Here is a 14,817-nt window from a genome sequence, read left to right as displayed (position 1 = left end):
GAGTAGGTCGGATGACCCCGCACGCCCCCATGTCACTGGACACCGAACTGGCCGCCGAACGGGCCCACCTGGACGCGTCCCGGGCCGCGCTGACCCGCATGCGCGAACGGACCGAGGCCCTCTTCGCCACCGGCCACAACGTCGCCGGCGACGCGTACACGGCGGAAACCCTGGGGCGCACCCTGTCCCGCCGCGTCGCCGAGCTGGCCGACCAGCCCGACACCCCGCTGTTCTTCGGCCGGCTCACGTTCGGCGACGAGGAGCACCACATCGGCCGCCGCCACGTCACCGACGATCTCGGCGAGCCCATGGTGCTCGACTGGCGGGCCCCGATCTCGCGGTCGTTCTACCGGGCCAGTGCCCGGGACCCGCAGGGCGTGACCGTGCGCCGCCGGTTCGGGTTCAGCGCCGGAACGCTGACCAGCTTCGAGGACGAGCACCTGGACCGCGGTGAGGAGCTGGGCACGGCCAGCCGCATCCTCACCGCCGAGATCGAACGCCCCCGCGTCGGCCCGATGCGCGACATCGTCGCCACCATCCAGCCGGAGCAGGACGAGCTGGTCCGCGCCGACCTGGCCGCGTCGATCTGCGTGCAGGGCGCGCCTGGCACCGGGAAGACCGCCGTCGGCCTGCACCGGGCGGCGTACCTGCTCTACCTGCACCGGGAGCGGCTGCGCCGGTCCGGGGTGCTGATCGTGGGACCGAACCGGGCCTTCCTGTCGTACATCGCGGCGGTGCTGCCGGCGCTCGGCGAGGTCGAGGTCGAGCAGGCGACCGTGGAGGACCTGATCGCCCGGGTGCCGGTGCGCGCGGCCGAGGACCCGGCCGTGGCGGCGCTCAAGCACGACGCGCGGATGGCCGAGGTGCTGCGTCGGTCGGTCGCGGCCCGCATCGCCGCCCCGACCGAGCCGATCATGGTTTCCGACGGGTCGTTCCGCTGGCGGATCGGCCTCGACCCGCTGCACCGGGTGGTCGAGGAGACCCGCCGGGAGGGGCTGCCGTACGCCACCGGGCGGGACCGGGTCCGGGCCCGGGTGGTGGGCCTGTTGCAACGCCAGGCCGAGGCCCGCCGGGCCGAGTCGCCCAGCGACGCCTGGCTGCGCCGGATGGGCAGATGCCGCCCGGTCGCCGACTTCCTGGACGCCGTCTGGCCGGCGCTCACCCCGGAAGGGCTGGTGCACACCCTGCTCGCCGACCCGGCGGCGCTCGCGGCGGCGGCCGACGGCGTGCTCACCGAGGCCGAACAGGCGCTGTTGACCTGGGCGAAGCCGCCCCGCACCCCGAAGGTCACGCGATGGACGGCCGCCGACGCGGTGCTCATCGACGAGGTGGCCGGGTTGCTGGAGCGCCCCGCCGGCTTCGGGCACGTGGTGGTCGACGAGGCGCAGGACCTCTCCCCGATGCAGTGCCGGGCCATCGCCCGGCGCAGCGAACACGGATCGATCACCCTGCTCGGTGACCTGGCGCAGGGCACCGCGCCGTGGGCCGCCCGCGACTGGCGGGAGTCTCTGGCCCACCTGGGCAAGCCGGACGCGACGGTGGTGCCGCTGAGCGTCGGTTTCCGGGTCCCCGCGGCCGTGGTGGCGTTCGCCAACCGGCTGCTGCCGGCGCTGGCGGTGAACGTACCCCCGGCCGAGTCGCTGCGCCGCGACGGCGCGCTGGACGTGCGTACCGCGACCGACCTGGTGGCGGCGACGGTGGCCGAGGTGCGGGCGGCGCTCGCCCACGACGGCTCGATCGGGGTGATCGCCGCCGACGACGCGGTCGGCGGGCTGCGGGCGGCGCTGGCCGACGCCGGGATCGACACGGCGACCGCCGACGACGTGGCGGCCTCGACCCGGGTCACCGTGGTCCCGGCGACGCTGGTCAAGGGCCTGGAGTACGACCACGTGGTGACCGTCGAGCCGGCGGCGATCGTGGCGGCCGAGCCGCGCGGCCTGCACCGGCTGTACGTGGTGCTCACCCGGGCGGTCTCCCGGCTGACGGTGCTGCACACCGCCCCGCTCCCCGCCCCGTTGTAAGGAAGGGCCCCCTGTTAACGCCTGCGGTAGAGAAGGGTCCCCTTCTTACGGGCCGAGCCACCGCGCGTGGGGGGCGGGTTGCGGCGATCGGTGACGATGGGTGTACTTCGCCCACAAGGGAGGCGGCATGCACCTGTCGCGCCGTGGTTTCCTGTTCGCTGGGGCCGGCACGGCGCTGGCGGCGATGCCCCTGTTGACCGCCGCTCCGGCAACGGCCGCGCCCACCCACCCGGGGACGGCAGCGGGGCGGCTGCCGGCCGACGCGCTCGACGCCGGACTCGACGCGATCACCGAAGCCGGCATGGTGGGGGCGCTCGCCGAGGCCCTCGACGGCCGGGACCGGTGGTGGCGCGGCGCGAGCGGCGTCGCCGACCTCGACACCGGTCGACCGATGGGCGTGGACCGCCGGGGCGCTGATCTCCACGGCGGCCGACCTCAACCGCTTCTACCGTGGCGTTGCTCGGGCGCCGGCTGCTGCGCCCGGCCGAGCTGGCCCGGATGCGGACCACCGTGCCGCTCGACCCCGCGCTGTCCGGAGGCCGGCGGGTACGGCCTCGGTCTACTGTGGCTGGCGCTGCCCGGCGGTCGGTTCTGGGGGCACGACGGGCTGGTCTTCGGGCACGCCACGATCTCGCTGCACGCCCCCGACGGCTCCCGTCAGGTGACCCTCGGCACGAACGTCACTCACTACCAGGTGCCCGGCGAGCCCGACCCCATCGGGGCCGCGACCAGCGCGTTCCTGGTCACCGCCCTGTCCGGCTCGGCCAACGCGCGGGGCGCGGGCGCGGCCCGGACGCCGGCCCCGCTGCCGGCGACCCCGCTGCCGGGCGGCCCGGCGCTGGCCCGGCCCCTGCCGCGCTGAGCCCCGCACCCGACGCGACCACCCCGCGGCCGTGATCGGGCTGATCTCCGTGCCGTTCACGCTGATGGGGCTCGCCATCGGGTACGCGCTACCGAGCAAGACGGCGATCGTGGTGGCCCAGATCGTCTGACCGTACGCACGCGCGCCCACCACGGTCGGCCGCCGCCCGGGCGGCGCGATTCGTCCTATTCCCGCCCGTTGGCCGGGTGGTGGTGCCAGGATGCGGGCAGGGCGTCCCGCCGGGGGCCGCCCCTGCCGAGAGGGGTCAGTGTGAGCAGCGTCCCGCCGGGCACGCCGTGCTGGGCCGACCTCGCCACGCCGGGCCTGACGGATGCCCGGCGCTTCTACTCGGAGCTGTTCGGCTGGACCACCCGGATCGCGCCGCAGCCGGAGGCCGCCGGCTACACCACGTTCCTGCTCGACGGGCGGGCGGTGGCCGGTGCCGGACCGCCGGCCGCCGCCGACCAGGTGCCGATCTGGTCGACGTACGTGGCGACCGACCACGCGGATCTGGTCACCACCCGGGTCGAGGCGGCCGGCGGGCAGGTACTGGTCGCCCCGTTCGACGTGTTCGACCAGGGGCGGATGGCGGTCTTCGCCGACCCGGCCGGCGCGGTGTTCAGCGTCTGGCAGCCGATGGCCCATCCCGGGGCGGAACTGTTCGACGTTCCCGGGGCGATGAGCTGGAACGAGCTGGTCACCCCGGACCCGGAGGGCGCGAAGGTCTTCTACGAGCTGGTCTTCGGCTGGCGTCCGGAGGAGGAGCAGCCGGCAATGCCGGTCACGCCGGCGACCGGCGGGGACTTCGACCGCACCTCCTACACCGGATGGCGGTGCGGCGAGCGGATCGTCGGCGGGATGACGCCACCGCTGTCCGACGACTTCCCGACCGACCTGCCGGCGTACTGGGCCGTCTACTTCGCCGTCTGCGACGCCGACGCCACCGCCGCCCGGGCCGCCGAGCTGGGCGGGTCCGTCCTGGTCCCGCCCCGCCACACCCCGCAGGGTCGCCTCGCCGCGCTGTGCGACCCCCAGGGCGCCCTCTTCTCCGTCATCGCCCGCCCTCCGCGCTGACCGGCATCCTCGCCCGCACGGAACAGCCTCATGGCCCCTCGGCGGGCGCGGGTGGTTTAGGTGTTTGCAGGGGACCCTTCCTATACCGAAAGCGTTAATAGGGGGCCCTTCCTTACACCTCAGCGGGGGCGGACGGGGACCACCAGGGGGCCGTGCTCGCCGGGGAGGACCCGGACGGAGGCGCGGTAGTGCCTCGCCAGAAGGTCCTCGGTGAGGACGTCACGCGGCGGGCCGGCGGCGGCAACCCGGCCGTCCGCGAGCAGGACCATCCGGTCGGCGTACTCGCCAGCGAGCGAGAGGTCGTGCATGGTGGCGAGGACGGTGAGGTCGTGCTCGCGGCGGAGTTGGTCGACCAGTTCCAGCACCTCCTGCTGGTGACCGATGTCCAGGGCGCTGGTCGGTTCGTCGAGCAGCAGCAGGGTCGCCCCCTGCGTGAGTGCTCGGGCCAGGAAGACCCGCTGCCGCTCGCCACCGGAGAGGGTGGCCAGTTCCCGGCGGCCGAAGCCGTCGAGGTCGAGGCAGCCCAGCACGTCCCGCACGGCGGCCAGGTCGGCGGCGGACTCCCGGCCCAGGGGCGGGATGTACGGGGTGCGGCCGAGCAGCACGTAGTCGAAGACCGTCATGCCGGCCGGGACGACCGGGGACTGCGCGACGGTGGCCACCATCCGGGCCCGGTCGCGGCGGCGCAGCGCCTCGCTCGGCGTACCGAAGATCCGGATCGCGCCCGGCGCGGGCAGCAGGCCGCCGAGGGCGCGCAGCAGGGTCGACTTGCCGGCGCCGTTCGGGCCGATCACGGTGACCCACTCGCCCCTGTCGACGGTGAGGTCGACCCCGGCCAGGATCGGCGCGCCGTCGAGGCTGACCCGCAGGTCCCGCACCTCGACGGCGGGCGCGGCGCACGACGGCGGGCCGCCGGGGGGCGCGACCGGCGACAGGCCACCGGCGGGCGGGACCGGCGACGGGCCACCGGGGGGCGGGGCGCTCACGTCAGCACCCGGCGGGCGGTACGCAGCACCAGGACGAAGAACGGGCCGCCGAGCAGCGCGGTGACCACGCCGATCGGGACCTCGGCGGGGGCGGCGGCGGTCCGGGCGACCACGTCGGTCAGCGCCAGGAACGCCGCGCCGAACAGCAGGGACAGCGGCAGGATCACCCGGTAGCTGGACCCGGCGAGCAGCCGCACGGTGTGCGGGACGATGATCCCGACGAAGCCGATCAGCCCGGACGCGGAGACGGCGGCGGCGGTGCCGAGCGAGGCGGCGGCGATCAGCAGGTAACGGGACCGCTGGGGGTGCAGGCCGAGGCTGCTGGCCTCGTCGTCGCCGACGGAGAGCACGTCCAGCTCGCGCCGGTGCAGCAGCACCACGACGGTGGTGAGCAGGAAGTACGGCAGGACCAGCCGGACGTCGTGCCAGCCGGCGGTGGCCAGCCGGCCGAGCAGCCACGAGTAGACCTGCTGGATGCTGTCGGAGTTGCGCTGGAGCAGGTACGTCTGCCCGGCGGCGAGGAACGCGGACACGGCCACCCCGGCAAGGATCAGCGTCGCCGTGGAGTGCCCCCGTCCACCCGCCGCCCCGAGGAGGTACGTCATGGCGACCGCGCCGAGCGAGCCGACGAACGCGGCGAGGGGAATGGTGAACGGGAGCCCGGTCAGCGCGCCGCCCGCTCCGGCACCGAGCGAGATCACGGCGGTGACGGCGAGCCCGGCCCCGGCCGCCACCCCGAGCAGGTACGGGTCGGCCAGCGGGTTGCGGAACACGCCCTGGTAGCAGCCGCCGGCCAGGGCGAGCAGCCCGCCGACTAGCAACCCGAGCACGACCCGGGGCAGCCGCAGTTCGGTGACGATGGCGATCTCGCGCTCGCTCAGCCCGCTTTCGAGGCGTACCCCGGGCAGCAGGTTGAGCAGCTCTGCGGCGACGCTGCCGGGCGGCAGGCTGACCGGCCCGAGGGACACTCCGGCGACCAGCGCGACGAGCACGGCGGCCACCCCGGCGGCCAGCCAGCCGGGCCGCAGCCCAGCCGGCTGCCCTGCGGTGAAGGAGGGGCCCCCCGTTAACGCTTTCCGCATAGCAGGGGCCCCTTCTTAACGCCCCTCACCGCGATCCGCACCGCGCCCCGGCACGGGAACGGCTCGACACGTCGACACGGGAACGGCACGGCGCGGCTCGTCGAGGGTCACGCCGGCACCTTGGCGACGGCGTCGACGACGGCCCGGAGCAGGTCGACGACCCGCGGGCCCCAGCGCGAGGCGATGTCGTCGTCGAGCGCGACGATCTGGTTGTTCTTGACGGCGGTGACGCCCGCCCAGCCGCTGCGCGCCTTGACCGTCTCCGGGCTCTGCTTGCAGCACTTGGTGTCGGCCAGGAAGACGAAGTCGGGGTTCGCCTTGACGATGATCTCCTGGGAGAGCTGCGGATACCCCCCGTTGCGCCCGTCGGCGTCCGACGCGTCGGCGATGTTCTCCAGGCCGGCGAGGGCGTAGATCGAACCGATGAAGGTCTTGCTGGTCGCGCTGTACAGCTCCGGGCCCAGCTCGTGGTAGTACGTCAGCTTCTCCGGCCGCTGCGGCAGGTCCTTGGTGAGCTTGGCGATGTCGTCCTTCATCCGCGTGACGACGTCGGCGGCCTCGGCGGCGTGGCCGGTCAGCGTGCCGAGGTCGGCGATCTGCCGGTAGGAATCCTCCAGCGTGGCCGCCGCCGGGGTGAGCAGCACCGGGATCTTCAGCGTGGTGAGCTGCTCGACGATCTTGTTGGTGTCGTTGGCGAGCACCACCAGGTCGGGGCTCTTGCCGGCGATCGCCTCGGCGTTGGGCTGGAAGCCGGACAGCTCGCTCTTCGGCGCGTCCGGCGGGTAGTTCGAGTTGTCGTCGGCGGCGGTGACCTGTTTGCCGGCACCGATGGCGAAGAGCATCTCGGTCGCGGTCGGCGAGAGCGAGACGATCTTCTCGGGGCGCTTGTCGAGCGTGAGCTTGCCGACGGTGGCCGGGAAGGCGGCGGCGGCCGAGGTGCCGCCGGTGGCGGGGGCGGAGGCGTCGTCGGAGCTCTTCTCGGCGCACGCGCCGAGCGCGAGCGCGGCCACCGCGAGGGTCGTGGCGAAGATCCGGGGGGTACGTCGGAACACTTGTCCTCCTGTCGGTCGAGGAGTGTGGTGCTTCGCCGACAGGAGCCTGGTGGGTGCCCGTCCGCGAGGCGCCCTTCCTCGAGAGCGCGTGTCGCGACCGCGCCGCAGGCGACCTGGCTCGCCCCACACACGTCGGCGTCGGCCGGTCGGCCGACGCCTGGGTCGACGGCGGCCGGGGGCCGGACGCCGCGGGTGGGACATCACAGTTGCGGGACAGCGCCGGATTCACACCGGCTTCGCTGCGGTCTGGTCGGTGCCACCGTAGCGCACGCCCCGGGCACCTCGCTGTTCTAGGGACTATCACTGAAGGTAACGCCGCCGACACGGGTGCGGGGCCCGCCGGGGCCCCGCACCACGAGCGGTCAGGCGCAGTACTGGGCCTCCTTGTTGATCACCCGGTACGGGCAGTCGGCGTACTCGGAAAGCAGCAGGACCGCCTCCTTGTTCCGCGAGGTCTGGGCCGGGATGACCTCGTCGGGCGGGTAGAAGCCGCCGCCGGCGCCGGACGAGCCGGGGTACATCTCGAAGGTGTACGCCCAGATGCCGTGCGCTCCCCACATCCAGTCGATGCTGTCGCCGTCGGTGATGTAGAGGTCGCTGGACTGCTGCGGGGTGTAACCGTTGGTGGCAGCCATCCGCTGGCCGAGGGTGGCGAAGGTGTTGTACTGGTCCGTCGTCATCCCGGTGGTGGTGTTCGCCGTGGTGTAGCCGAACGGCCAGAGCACGAGCTGCGAGTACGTGTGCCAGTCGATGTTCGCCTTGATCTGCTGGACCCCGCCGACGACCCGGCTGTTGACGAAGTCACGCAGCGCCTTCGTCTCGGGAGCGGAGAAGGCGGACGGGCCCCGGTAGGTCGAGGACGACGGGACGCCGGACGAGCCGCCGCAGCAGCCCCAGTTGTAGCCCCAGTTCCGGTTCGGGTCGGTGCCGACCGCCGTCGAGCCGCTGTTGGGCTGGCGGTTCTTCCGCCAGGACCGGTACGAGCCGGTGGCGATGTCGTACTCGCTGCCGTCGGGGTTGACGGTGGGGACGATCCAGATCTCCCGGGTGTTGACGATGTTGGTGACCCGGGAGTCGCCGCCGTAGCTGTCGGTGAAGAGGTTGAGCAGGTAGATCGCCATCTCGACGGTCAGGTGCTCGCGGGCGTGCTGCTGGGAGTTGAACAGGATCTCCGGCTCGGCCTCGTCGGTGCCGACGTTGTCGGAGATCTTCACGGCCATCAGGTCGCGGCCCTCGTACGACCTGCCGATGCTGATCTTGCGAGCGATGCTCGGGTGGTCCGCGACCACCTTGTTCACCACGGCGGTCAGCTCGGCGTAGTCGTGGTAGTTCGAGTCGGCGGGCGGGAAGGCGTACGTGCCGACGCCGTCCTGGGCGGGGGCAACCTGCTTCTTCACCTGGTAGCCGAGCCACCTGATCGCCGTCACCTCGGCGTCGGTCGCCGTGACGTGCAGGATGCCGTGCTCGGCGGCGTTGACGGCCGCGCCGGTGCGGGCGATCGCGTTGCGGGCGGCCAGGGTACGGACGCCGAGCACCTCGTACTCGGCGGCGACCGGCTCGGCGGCGGGCTCTGGGGTCGGCCATGCGGAGACCGGCCCGGTGAGGACTGTGAGGCCCAGGCCGACGGCGGTGGCGAGCACCAGTGCGCGACGCAGGCGGGTCGAGGTGCGGAAGGCCATGGACAACCTCCTGGGGGGACGGGGAGATCCCGTCTCGTGGCCAACACTTCACCACCTGCCACACGATCAATCAATATCTTTCACTATGTGATCCATCCCGACCGCATCCTCACGTCGGCAATGACTTTCCTCACGAGAAGGTATGGCGAAACTTCTCGCCGGGCGGGATAGTGACCGGCAAGCATGCCTGACCCGCCTCACCTCGCGGAGATCCCATGGCCAGCAAAGCCCTTCGCGCGATCGCCCTCACCGGCGTCGCCGCGCTCGCCCTCGCCGGCACGACCGTCCCCGCCCACGCCGGTGACCACCACCCGCCCGTCGAACACGACGAGCAGATCACGTTCCAGGAGTGGTCCAGCCACCCCGACTGGCGCTCCGGCACCCACCAGGGCACCCGGGCGGTTCCCGGCCGTGGCGCCGGGATCACCATCGACCGGCCCGCCGGCACCACCGAGTTCACCGACGAGCACGGCGGCACCGCCACCACCTGGGAGTACGCCACCTGGACCTCGCCGGTCACCCGGATCGGCTTCGACGCCACCGAGCTGGTCGCCTCGTGGAACGCCGACACCCCGGCGGGCACCTGGCTCCAGGTCGAGCTCCAGGGCACGTACAACAGCGGCGACCGGACCCCCTGGTACGTGATGGCCCGCTGGGCCGCCGGCGACCAGGACATCATGCGCGCCACCCTGGACGGCCAGGGCGACCCCTGGTCGAGCGTGTGGACGGACACGTTCGCCATCGACGACGCCGACGCCGGGGTCCTGCTGCGGTCGTACCAGCTACGGCTCAGCCTCTACCGCAAGCCCGGCGAGGCGGCCTCGCCCCGGGTCCGGATGCTCGGCGCGATGAGCTCGAACGTGCCGGACCGGTTCACCGTCACCCCGAGCCGGGGCGGGATCGCCTGGGGGAAGGAGCTGCCGGTCCCCGCCCGCTCCCAGATGATCCACCGGGGCAACTACCCCGAGTGGGGCGGCGGCGGCCAGGTCTGGTGCAGCCCGACGTCGACCACGATGGTGCTGGAGTACTACGGCCGGGGCCCGTCGGCCGAGGACCTGGCCTGGGTCACCCCCGGCTACACCGACCCCCAGGTGGCCCACGCCGCCCGGATGACCTGGGACTACGAGTACGAGGGCGCGGGCAACTGGCCGTTCAACACCGCGTACGCCGCGAGCTTCCCCGGCATCGACGCCCGGGTGACCCGGCTGCACTCGCTCGACGAGGTGGAACGGTTCGTCGCCGCCGGCATCCCCGTCGTCACCTCGCAGTCCTTCCTCGGCACCGAGCTGGACGGGTCGAACTACGGCACCTCCGGGCACCTCTTCGTGGTCGTCGGCTTCACCGCCGACGGCGACGTGATCGTCAACGACCCGGCGTCGTCGTCGAACGCGGAGGTGCGCAACGTGTATCAGCGGGAACAGTTCGAGCAGATCTGGCTGCGCACCAAGCGCTACCGGGCCGACGGGACGGTGGCCAGCGGGTCGGGCGGCGTCGCGTACCTGATCAAGCCGGCGGACAAGCCGTGGCCGGTGGTCCCGGGCTCGACCAACTGGTGACCGGCCCCGCCTACCGATCGTCGCCGGGCTGCTCGTCGTCGCCGGCCAGGGCGGAGCGCAGCCGCTCCTTCTCCGCCCGGCGACGCTCGGCGGCACCGGCCATCTCCCCGGCCATCTCGTCCCGCCATCCCCGCAACAGGAAGAACGACAGCGCGGCGGAGAACGCCAACGCCAGCATGAGCTTCAGGAAGATGTTCAGGTCGACCGGCCAGAGCGCCGCGATGACCACCACGAACAGCCCGATCCGGCCCAGCGTGTACTTGACCGCCGCGCTCACGTCGCACTCCGTTCTCCAGCCGGCACGCCGGTCGGAAGGTTCACCCCGGCTGGCCCCGCCGGGCGGGGTTTCAGCCTGTCCGGCGGGACAGCCAGTGGACTCCGGGAAACCAGACCACCGCGTACACCAGGGTGAAGGTCGCGGCGGCGAGCCCGCCGGAGAGCAGCGGCGGCAGACCGTCGGCCAGGCCGGCCACCAGCAGGCCGCCCAACACGGCGAGGCCGGCCGCCGCCAGCCCGGCCACCACCCGGGCCGCCCCGAACTCCCAGGCCCGGAAGTCCTCCCAGTACAGCCACGCGGGCAGGATGATCGCCAGCCAGCCGTTGGCCCGGCCGAAGTCCCCCGCGCCCACTGTGGCGAAGCCCCAGTCGAACAGCAGCAGGGCGAGCAGGCCGATCACCAGACCGGCGAGGCTGATGCCGAGCAGGTCGCCGAGGGCGACGATCCGCCCCTCGGCGTCCCGCCGGGGGAACCCGCCCTGGCCCTGCCGACTCGACTCGCTCATGACCTACGAGGGTACGGGGCCGCTCAGGCCCACACCTGCTGCGGCTCGGACCGGCGCTGCGCCAGCGACGGGGCGGCGGCGTACTCGCGGACGACCTCGTAGCGGGTGTTGCGCTCCACCGGGCGGAAGCCCGCGTCCCAGATCAGGTGCAGCAGGTCGTCGCGGTGCATGGTGTTCGGGGTGCCGTACGAGTCGGCGTCGTGGGTGATCTTGTATTCCACGACGGAGCCGTCCAGGTCGTCCACGCCGAAGTTCAGCGAGAGCTGGGCCACCGAGAGGCCGTGCATCACCCAGAAGCACTTCACGTGCGGGACGTTGTCGAACAGCAGCCGGGACACCGCGAACGTCTTCAGCGACTCGGCCGGCGACGCCATCGTGGTGCGGGCCTGGATCCGGTTACGGATCTTGCCATCCGCCGAGTCGACGAAGTCGTGCTGGTAGCGCAGCGGGATGAAGACCTGGAAGCCGCCCGTCTCGTCCTGGAGCTCACGCAGCCGCAGCACGTGGTCGACGCGGTGCCGGGGCTCCTCGATGTGCCCGTAGAGCATCGTCGACGGGGTCTTCATGCCCTTCGAGTGGGCCAGTCGGTGGATTCGCGACCAGTCCTCCCAGTGGCAGGCGTGGTCGACGATGTGCTGGCGGACCTCCCAGTCGAAGATCTCCGCGCCGCCGCCGGTCAGCGACTCCAGGCCGGCGTCCATCAGCTCGTCGAGGATCTCGTCGGCGCTCAGGCCGCTGATCTTCTCGAACCACTGCACCTCGGTCGCGGTGAACGCCTTCAGGTTTACCTTCGGCAGCGCCGCCTTCAGCTCGCGCAGCACCTTGGGGTAGTAGCGCCAGGGCAGCGTCGGGTGCAGGCCGTTGACAATGTGCAGCTCGGTGAGCTGCTCGTCCTCCATCTCCTTGGCCTTGCGGACCGCCTCGTCGATGCGCATCGTGTACGCGTCCTTCTCGCCCGGCTTGCGCTGGAAGGAGCAGTACGCGCAACTCGCGCTGCACACGTTGGTCAGGTTGAGGTGCCGGTTGACGTTGAACATCACCCGGTCGCCGTTACGCTCCGCGCGCCGGTGGTGCGCCAGGCGGCCCAGCCAGGTCAGGTCGTCGCTGTCGTAGAGGGCGATGCCGTCGGAGCGGGTCAGCCGCTCCCCCGCGTACACCTTCGCTTCGAGCTCGCGCTTGAGTCCGGCGTCCATCGAAAGCCACGTCCCTTCCGCCTGCGGTCCCGTCGAGCCTACGTCGGGTCGCCGACGCACCGACGGTCCGGTCGACCGCAGCGACGTACCTCACCGGACTCTCAGCTGGCCGTAACCCGCCACGCCATCGACATCGTTGCCTCGGTGCGGTAAGACAGGGTGGGGAGCACCACACTAGGTGCCGCCCCACGCCGCCGCGTCACCCGAGCGCGGCCCAGCCACGCCGGACGGGGAGCGGAATGGTGCAGAGCACGCGAGGGCAGCGACGGCAGCGACGGAGGGCACCGCTGTTCTCCCCGGTGCTCCGGCCGATGCTCTGGTCCGCCCTGCTCAGCGCCGTCGCCACGGCCGCGCTCGCCACTCCCGTGTACGCCGACCCGCCGCTGCCCAACGTGGTGCCCGACACCGGATCGCGCCCCGTCGCGACCGGCGGGTTCCAGCTCCCCGGCCTCAACGGCGCCGTCGTCCCCGGTCCCGGCACGCCCGTGACGCCGCTCGGCAACGGCCCGCTCGCCGCCGCCATCGGGGCCGCCGAGGCCCAGGTGGGGCTCCTCGGCGACCAACTGCTCGGGCTGCGCCAAACCCGCACCGAGGCAGAGGCTCAGCTCGCGACCGCCGACCGGGACCTGAAGGCGGCCCGCGACGCCCTGGCCCGCGCCCAGGAGGGCGCCGACGCCGCCGCGGCCAGCGCACTCAAGGCCGCCGCCGCGCTGCCGCCCGGCGAGTTCGCCGAGGACCTGCACGGGCTCAACCTGCTCCAGCAGATCACCCGGGGCGAGGAGGCCGAGGGCGCGACGACCGCCGCCGCCGGCGAACTGGCCCGCGCCCGCGCCGCCGAGCAGGTCGCCTACCAGGCGTGGCTGGCGGCCGACGCCCGGGTGCGCTCGGTCCGGGACCAGTACGCCGCCGTGGAGAAGTCGCTCCGCGAGCAGGAAAAGAAGTTGCTCAAGCTGCGCAAGGACAACGCCGCGCAGCTGATCGAGCTGGAGCGCCAGCAGGAGGCCCTCGAACAGCAGCTCGGCGCGGGGTACGTCGACGGGCAGAGCAAAAACGGCCTCACCGCGAGCCCGACCGCGCTGGCCGCCGTCCGCTACGCCCTGGACCAGCTCGGCGACCCGTACGTCTGGGCCGCCGAGGGCCCGAACGCCTTCGACTGCTCCGGGCTGATGTGGGCCGCCTACCGGTCGGCGGGCTACTACCAGTTGCCCCGGGTGTCCCGCGACCAGTACTACGCGACCCGGAGCCGCACGGTGAGCCGCAGCGCGCTGCTCCCCGGCGACCTGCTCTTCTTCGCCTCCGGCAGTAGCTGGACGACGATCCACCACGTCGGGATGTACATCGGCAACGGCAAGATGGTGCAGGCCCCGACCACGGGCCAGACGGTGAAGATCAGCACCGTGGGCTGGTCGCGGCTCTACGCCGCCACCCGGGTGGTCGGCGCGGTGCCCGCCCCGAAGCCCACGACCCCGACGCCCAAGCCGACGACGCCGACCCCGAAGCCCACGACCCCGACGCCCAAGCCCACGACGCCGACGCCCAAGCCGACCACTCCGACGCCCAAGCCCACGACGCCGACGCCCAAGCCCACGACGCCGAGCCCCTCGCCGAGCCCGTCGAAGTCCCCGACCCCGTCGCCGGAACCGTCCGTTGGGGCCAGCAGCCTGGAACCGAGCGACAGCACCCCGCCGGAGGCCTCGACAAGCGCGGCCGGCTGAGCGCATCCGTCCACTCCGGCTGTGCTGCCGGGCGGGAATGTGGCACCGTGACACCCATACACTTCCGGTCCGACGCCTCGGGCACGGAGGCGAGCGTGGGCACGGAGGACGACCATGGGCGAGCAAGAGGTTCCGGCGGGAACGGCCGGCCCCGGATCTCCGCCCGGCCCCGGCGGCGACACGGCCGGCCCGGCGCACACTCCGGTCGCCACCACGCCCACTGACCGGTCGTCCGGGGCGCCCGCCGCGACGGCACGTGCCCGGGTGAGCGTCACCAGCGTGACCGTCCCGCCCGACGGCGTCGCGTTGCCGACCGCCGGGAGCAGCGGGACCACGTACCGCGTGGGCGCCCCGGCCGCCGATCCCGTTCCCGGCCCGCGCGCGGGTCAGCCGCCGGCACCGCCCGCCCAGGGCGGTGCGGGCGTGGTCCACGGCCCGACAAGCGGCGGAGACGGCGCGGGCGCCGCAGGTGCCACGCCGGACGCCGGTGTCGGCGCGACGCCCACCCCGGGGAACGCCCGGCGCGGCGCAACCGCGCCGGGCCAGCGGAGCGTCGTCGCCGGTTCCGCGTCCGCCCGGGCCAGCGCCTCGGTCCCCGGCCTGAACCGGATCTCCGCCACCGAGGCGGCCGGTGCCGCCGGGATCGAGGGGGCGGGTGGGGCGAAGCCCGGCAACGCCAGGGTGTACCGATCCGCACCCGTGAACCCGGAGCCGCCCGAGCCGGCACGGCCCCCGGAGCCGGGCGAGCCCCCGACGCCGGCCGAGCCGCCCGTGTCACCGACCCCGGAGCCGGAGCCCACCCCCGTCCCGGTGCC

Annotated in this window: 11 protein-coding genes and 2 pseudogenes; 6 read left to right on the top strand and 7 right to left on the bottom strand. The window is 73.2% G+C overall.

What is annotated here, in order from left to right:
- Nucleotides 1–11 precede the first annotated feature (11 nt).
- The 3 genes from MCAG_RS16420 to MCAG_RS16410 all read left to right on the top strand — a co-directional run bounded on the left by MCAG_RS16420 (nt 12) and on the right by MCAG_RS16410 (nt 3,957).
- A complete protein-coding gene (locus MCAG_RS16420; RefSeq protein WP_007074104.1) occupies nt 12–2,021 on the top strand; it encodes an AAA family ATPase in 2,010 nt (669 codons plus the stop codon).
- Between the two features lie 127 nt (nt 2,022–2,148).
- Nucleotides 2,149–2,883, top strand: coding sequence for a hypothetical protein (locus MCAG_RS29720; RefSeq protein ID WP_157548101.1), 735 nt, complete (start codon nt 2,149–2,151; stop codon nt 2,881–2,883).
- Between the two features lie 270 nt (nt 2,884–3,153).
- A complete protein-coding gene (locus MCAG_RS16410; protein ID WP_007074102.1) occupies nt 3,154–3,957 on the top strand; it encodes a VOC family protein in 804 nt (267 codons plus the stop codon).
- 119 nt (nt 3,958–4,076) lie between these two features.
- On the opposite strand, the gene MCAG_RS16405 is transcribed toward MCAG_RS16410, so the two are convergent.
- From MCAG_RS16405 to MCAG_RS16390, 4 genes and pseudogenes are all read right to left on the bottom strand, one after another.
- Nucleotides 4,077–4,892, bottom strand: a complete 816-nt coding sequence (locus MCAG_RS16405) for an ABC transporter ATP-binding protein (protein ID WP_007074101.1) — start codon at nt 4,890–4,892, stop codon at nt 4,077–4,079.
- A gap of 47 nt (nt 4,893–4,939) precedes the next feature.
- Nucleotides 4,940–6,025, bottom strand: a complete 1,086-nt coding sequence (locus tag MCAG_RS16400) for an iron ABC transporter permease (protein ID WP_007074100.1) — start codon at nt 6,023–6,025, stop codon at nt 4,940–4,942.
- A 107-nt stretch (nt 6,026–6,132) separates the two neighbouring features.
- Nucleotides 6,133–7,077, bottom strand: a complete 945-nt coding sequence (locus MCAG_RS16395; RefSeq protein WP_007074099.1) for an ABC transporter substrate-binding protein — start codon at nt 7,075–7,077, stop codon at nt 6,133–6,135.
- 368 nt (nt 7,078–7,445) lie between these two features.
- Nucleotides 7,446–8,756, bottom strand: a pseudogene (locus tag MCAG_RS16390) (M14 family metallopeptidase); the annotation flags it as partial.
- Between the two features lie 215 nt (nt 8,757–8,971).
- On the opposite strand from MCAG_RS16390, the gene MCAG_RS16385 reads away from it, so the two are divergent.
- Nucleotides 8,972–10,312, top strand: coding sequence for a C39 family peptidase (locus tag MCAG_RS16385; protein ID WP_007074097.1), 1,341 nt, complete (start codon nt 8,972–8,974; stop codon nt 10,310–10,312).
- 10 nt (nt 10,313–10,322) lie between these two features.
- Here the strand turns inward: MCAG_RS16385 and MCAG_RS16380 are convergent, their stop codons facing one another.
- The 3 genes from MCAG_RS16380 to mqnE form a co-directional block, all read right to left on the bottom strand.
- Complete coding sequence (locus MCAG_RS16380; RefSeq protein WP_007074096.1) at nt 10,323–10,589, bottom strand: DUF4229 domain-containing protein; 267 nt, start codon at nt 10,587–10,589, stop codon at nt 10,323–10,325.
- Nucleotides 10,590–10,659: 70 nt separating this feature from the next.
- Complete coding sequence (locus MCAG_RS16375; RefSeq protein ID WP_007074095.1) at nt 10,660–11,094, bottom strand: hypothetical protein; 435 nt, start codon at nt 11,092–11,094, stop codon at nt 10,660–10,662.
- A gap of 23 nt (nt 11,095–11,117) precedes the next feature.
- On the bottom strand, nt 11,118–12,287 hold the full coding sequence (mqnE, locus tag MCAG_RS16370; protein WP_007074094.1) for an aminofutalosine synthase MqnE: 1,170 nt from the start codon (nt 12,285–12,287) through the stop codon (nt 11,118–11,120).
- Between the two features lie 239 nt (nt 12,288–12,526).
- Here mqnE and MCAG_RS16365 point away from each other — a divergent pair, with 239 nt between their 5' ends.
- Together MCAG_RS16365 and MCAG_RS34900 are read left to right on the top strand one after the other, a co-directional pair.
- Nucleotides 12,527–14,002, top strand: a complete 1,476-nt coding sequence (locus MCAG_RS16365; protein ID WP_007074093.1) for a C40 family peptidase — start codon at nt 12,527–12,529, stop codon at nt 14,000–14,002.
- A gap of 264 nt (nt 14,003–14,266) precedes the next feature.
- A pseudogene (locus tag MCAG_RS34900) lies at nt 14,267–14,817 on the top strand (hypothetical protein); the annotation flags it as partial.

The sequence above is a fragment of the Micromonospora sp. ATCC 39149 genome (assembly GCF_000158815.1).
In the GTDB taxonomy this organism is placed as follows: Bacteria; Actinomycetota; Actinomycetes; order Mycobacteriales; family Micromonosporaceae; genus Micromonospora.
The sequence above is the reverse complement of the archived record's forward strand: the minus strand, read 5'-3'. Positions and strand labels throughout refer to the sequence as shown.

Coding starts and splice junctions, on each gene's coding strand:
- MCAG_RS16365 (WP_007074093.1), top strand. CDS start 12,527: ATGGTGCAGAGCACGCGAGGGCAGCGACGGCAGCGACGGAGGGCACCG.
- mqnE (WP_007074094.1), bottom strand. CDS start 12,287: ATGGACGCCGGACTCAAGCGCGAGCTCGAAGCGAAGGTGTACGCGGGG.
- MCAG_RS16375 (WP_007074095.1), bottom strand. CDS start 11,094: ATGAGCGAGTCGAGTCGGCAGGGCCAGGGCGGGTTCCCCCGGCGGGAC.
- MCAG_RS29720 (WP_157548101.1), top strand. CDS start 2,149: ATGCACCTGTCGCGCCGTGGTTTCCTGTTCGCTGGGGCCGGCACGGCG.
- MCAG_RS16400 (WP_007074100.1), bottom strand. CDS start 6,025: ATGCGGAAAGCGTTAACGGGGGGCCCCTCCTTCACCGCAGGGCAGCCG.
- MCAG_RS16385 (WP_007074097.1), top strand. CDS start 8,972: ATGGCCAGCAAAGCCCTTCGCGCGATCGCCCTCACCGGCGTCGCCGCG.
- MCAG_RS16420 (WP_007074104.1), top strand. CDS start 12: ATGACCCCGCACGCCCCCATGTCACTGGACACCGAACTGGCCGCCGAA.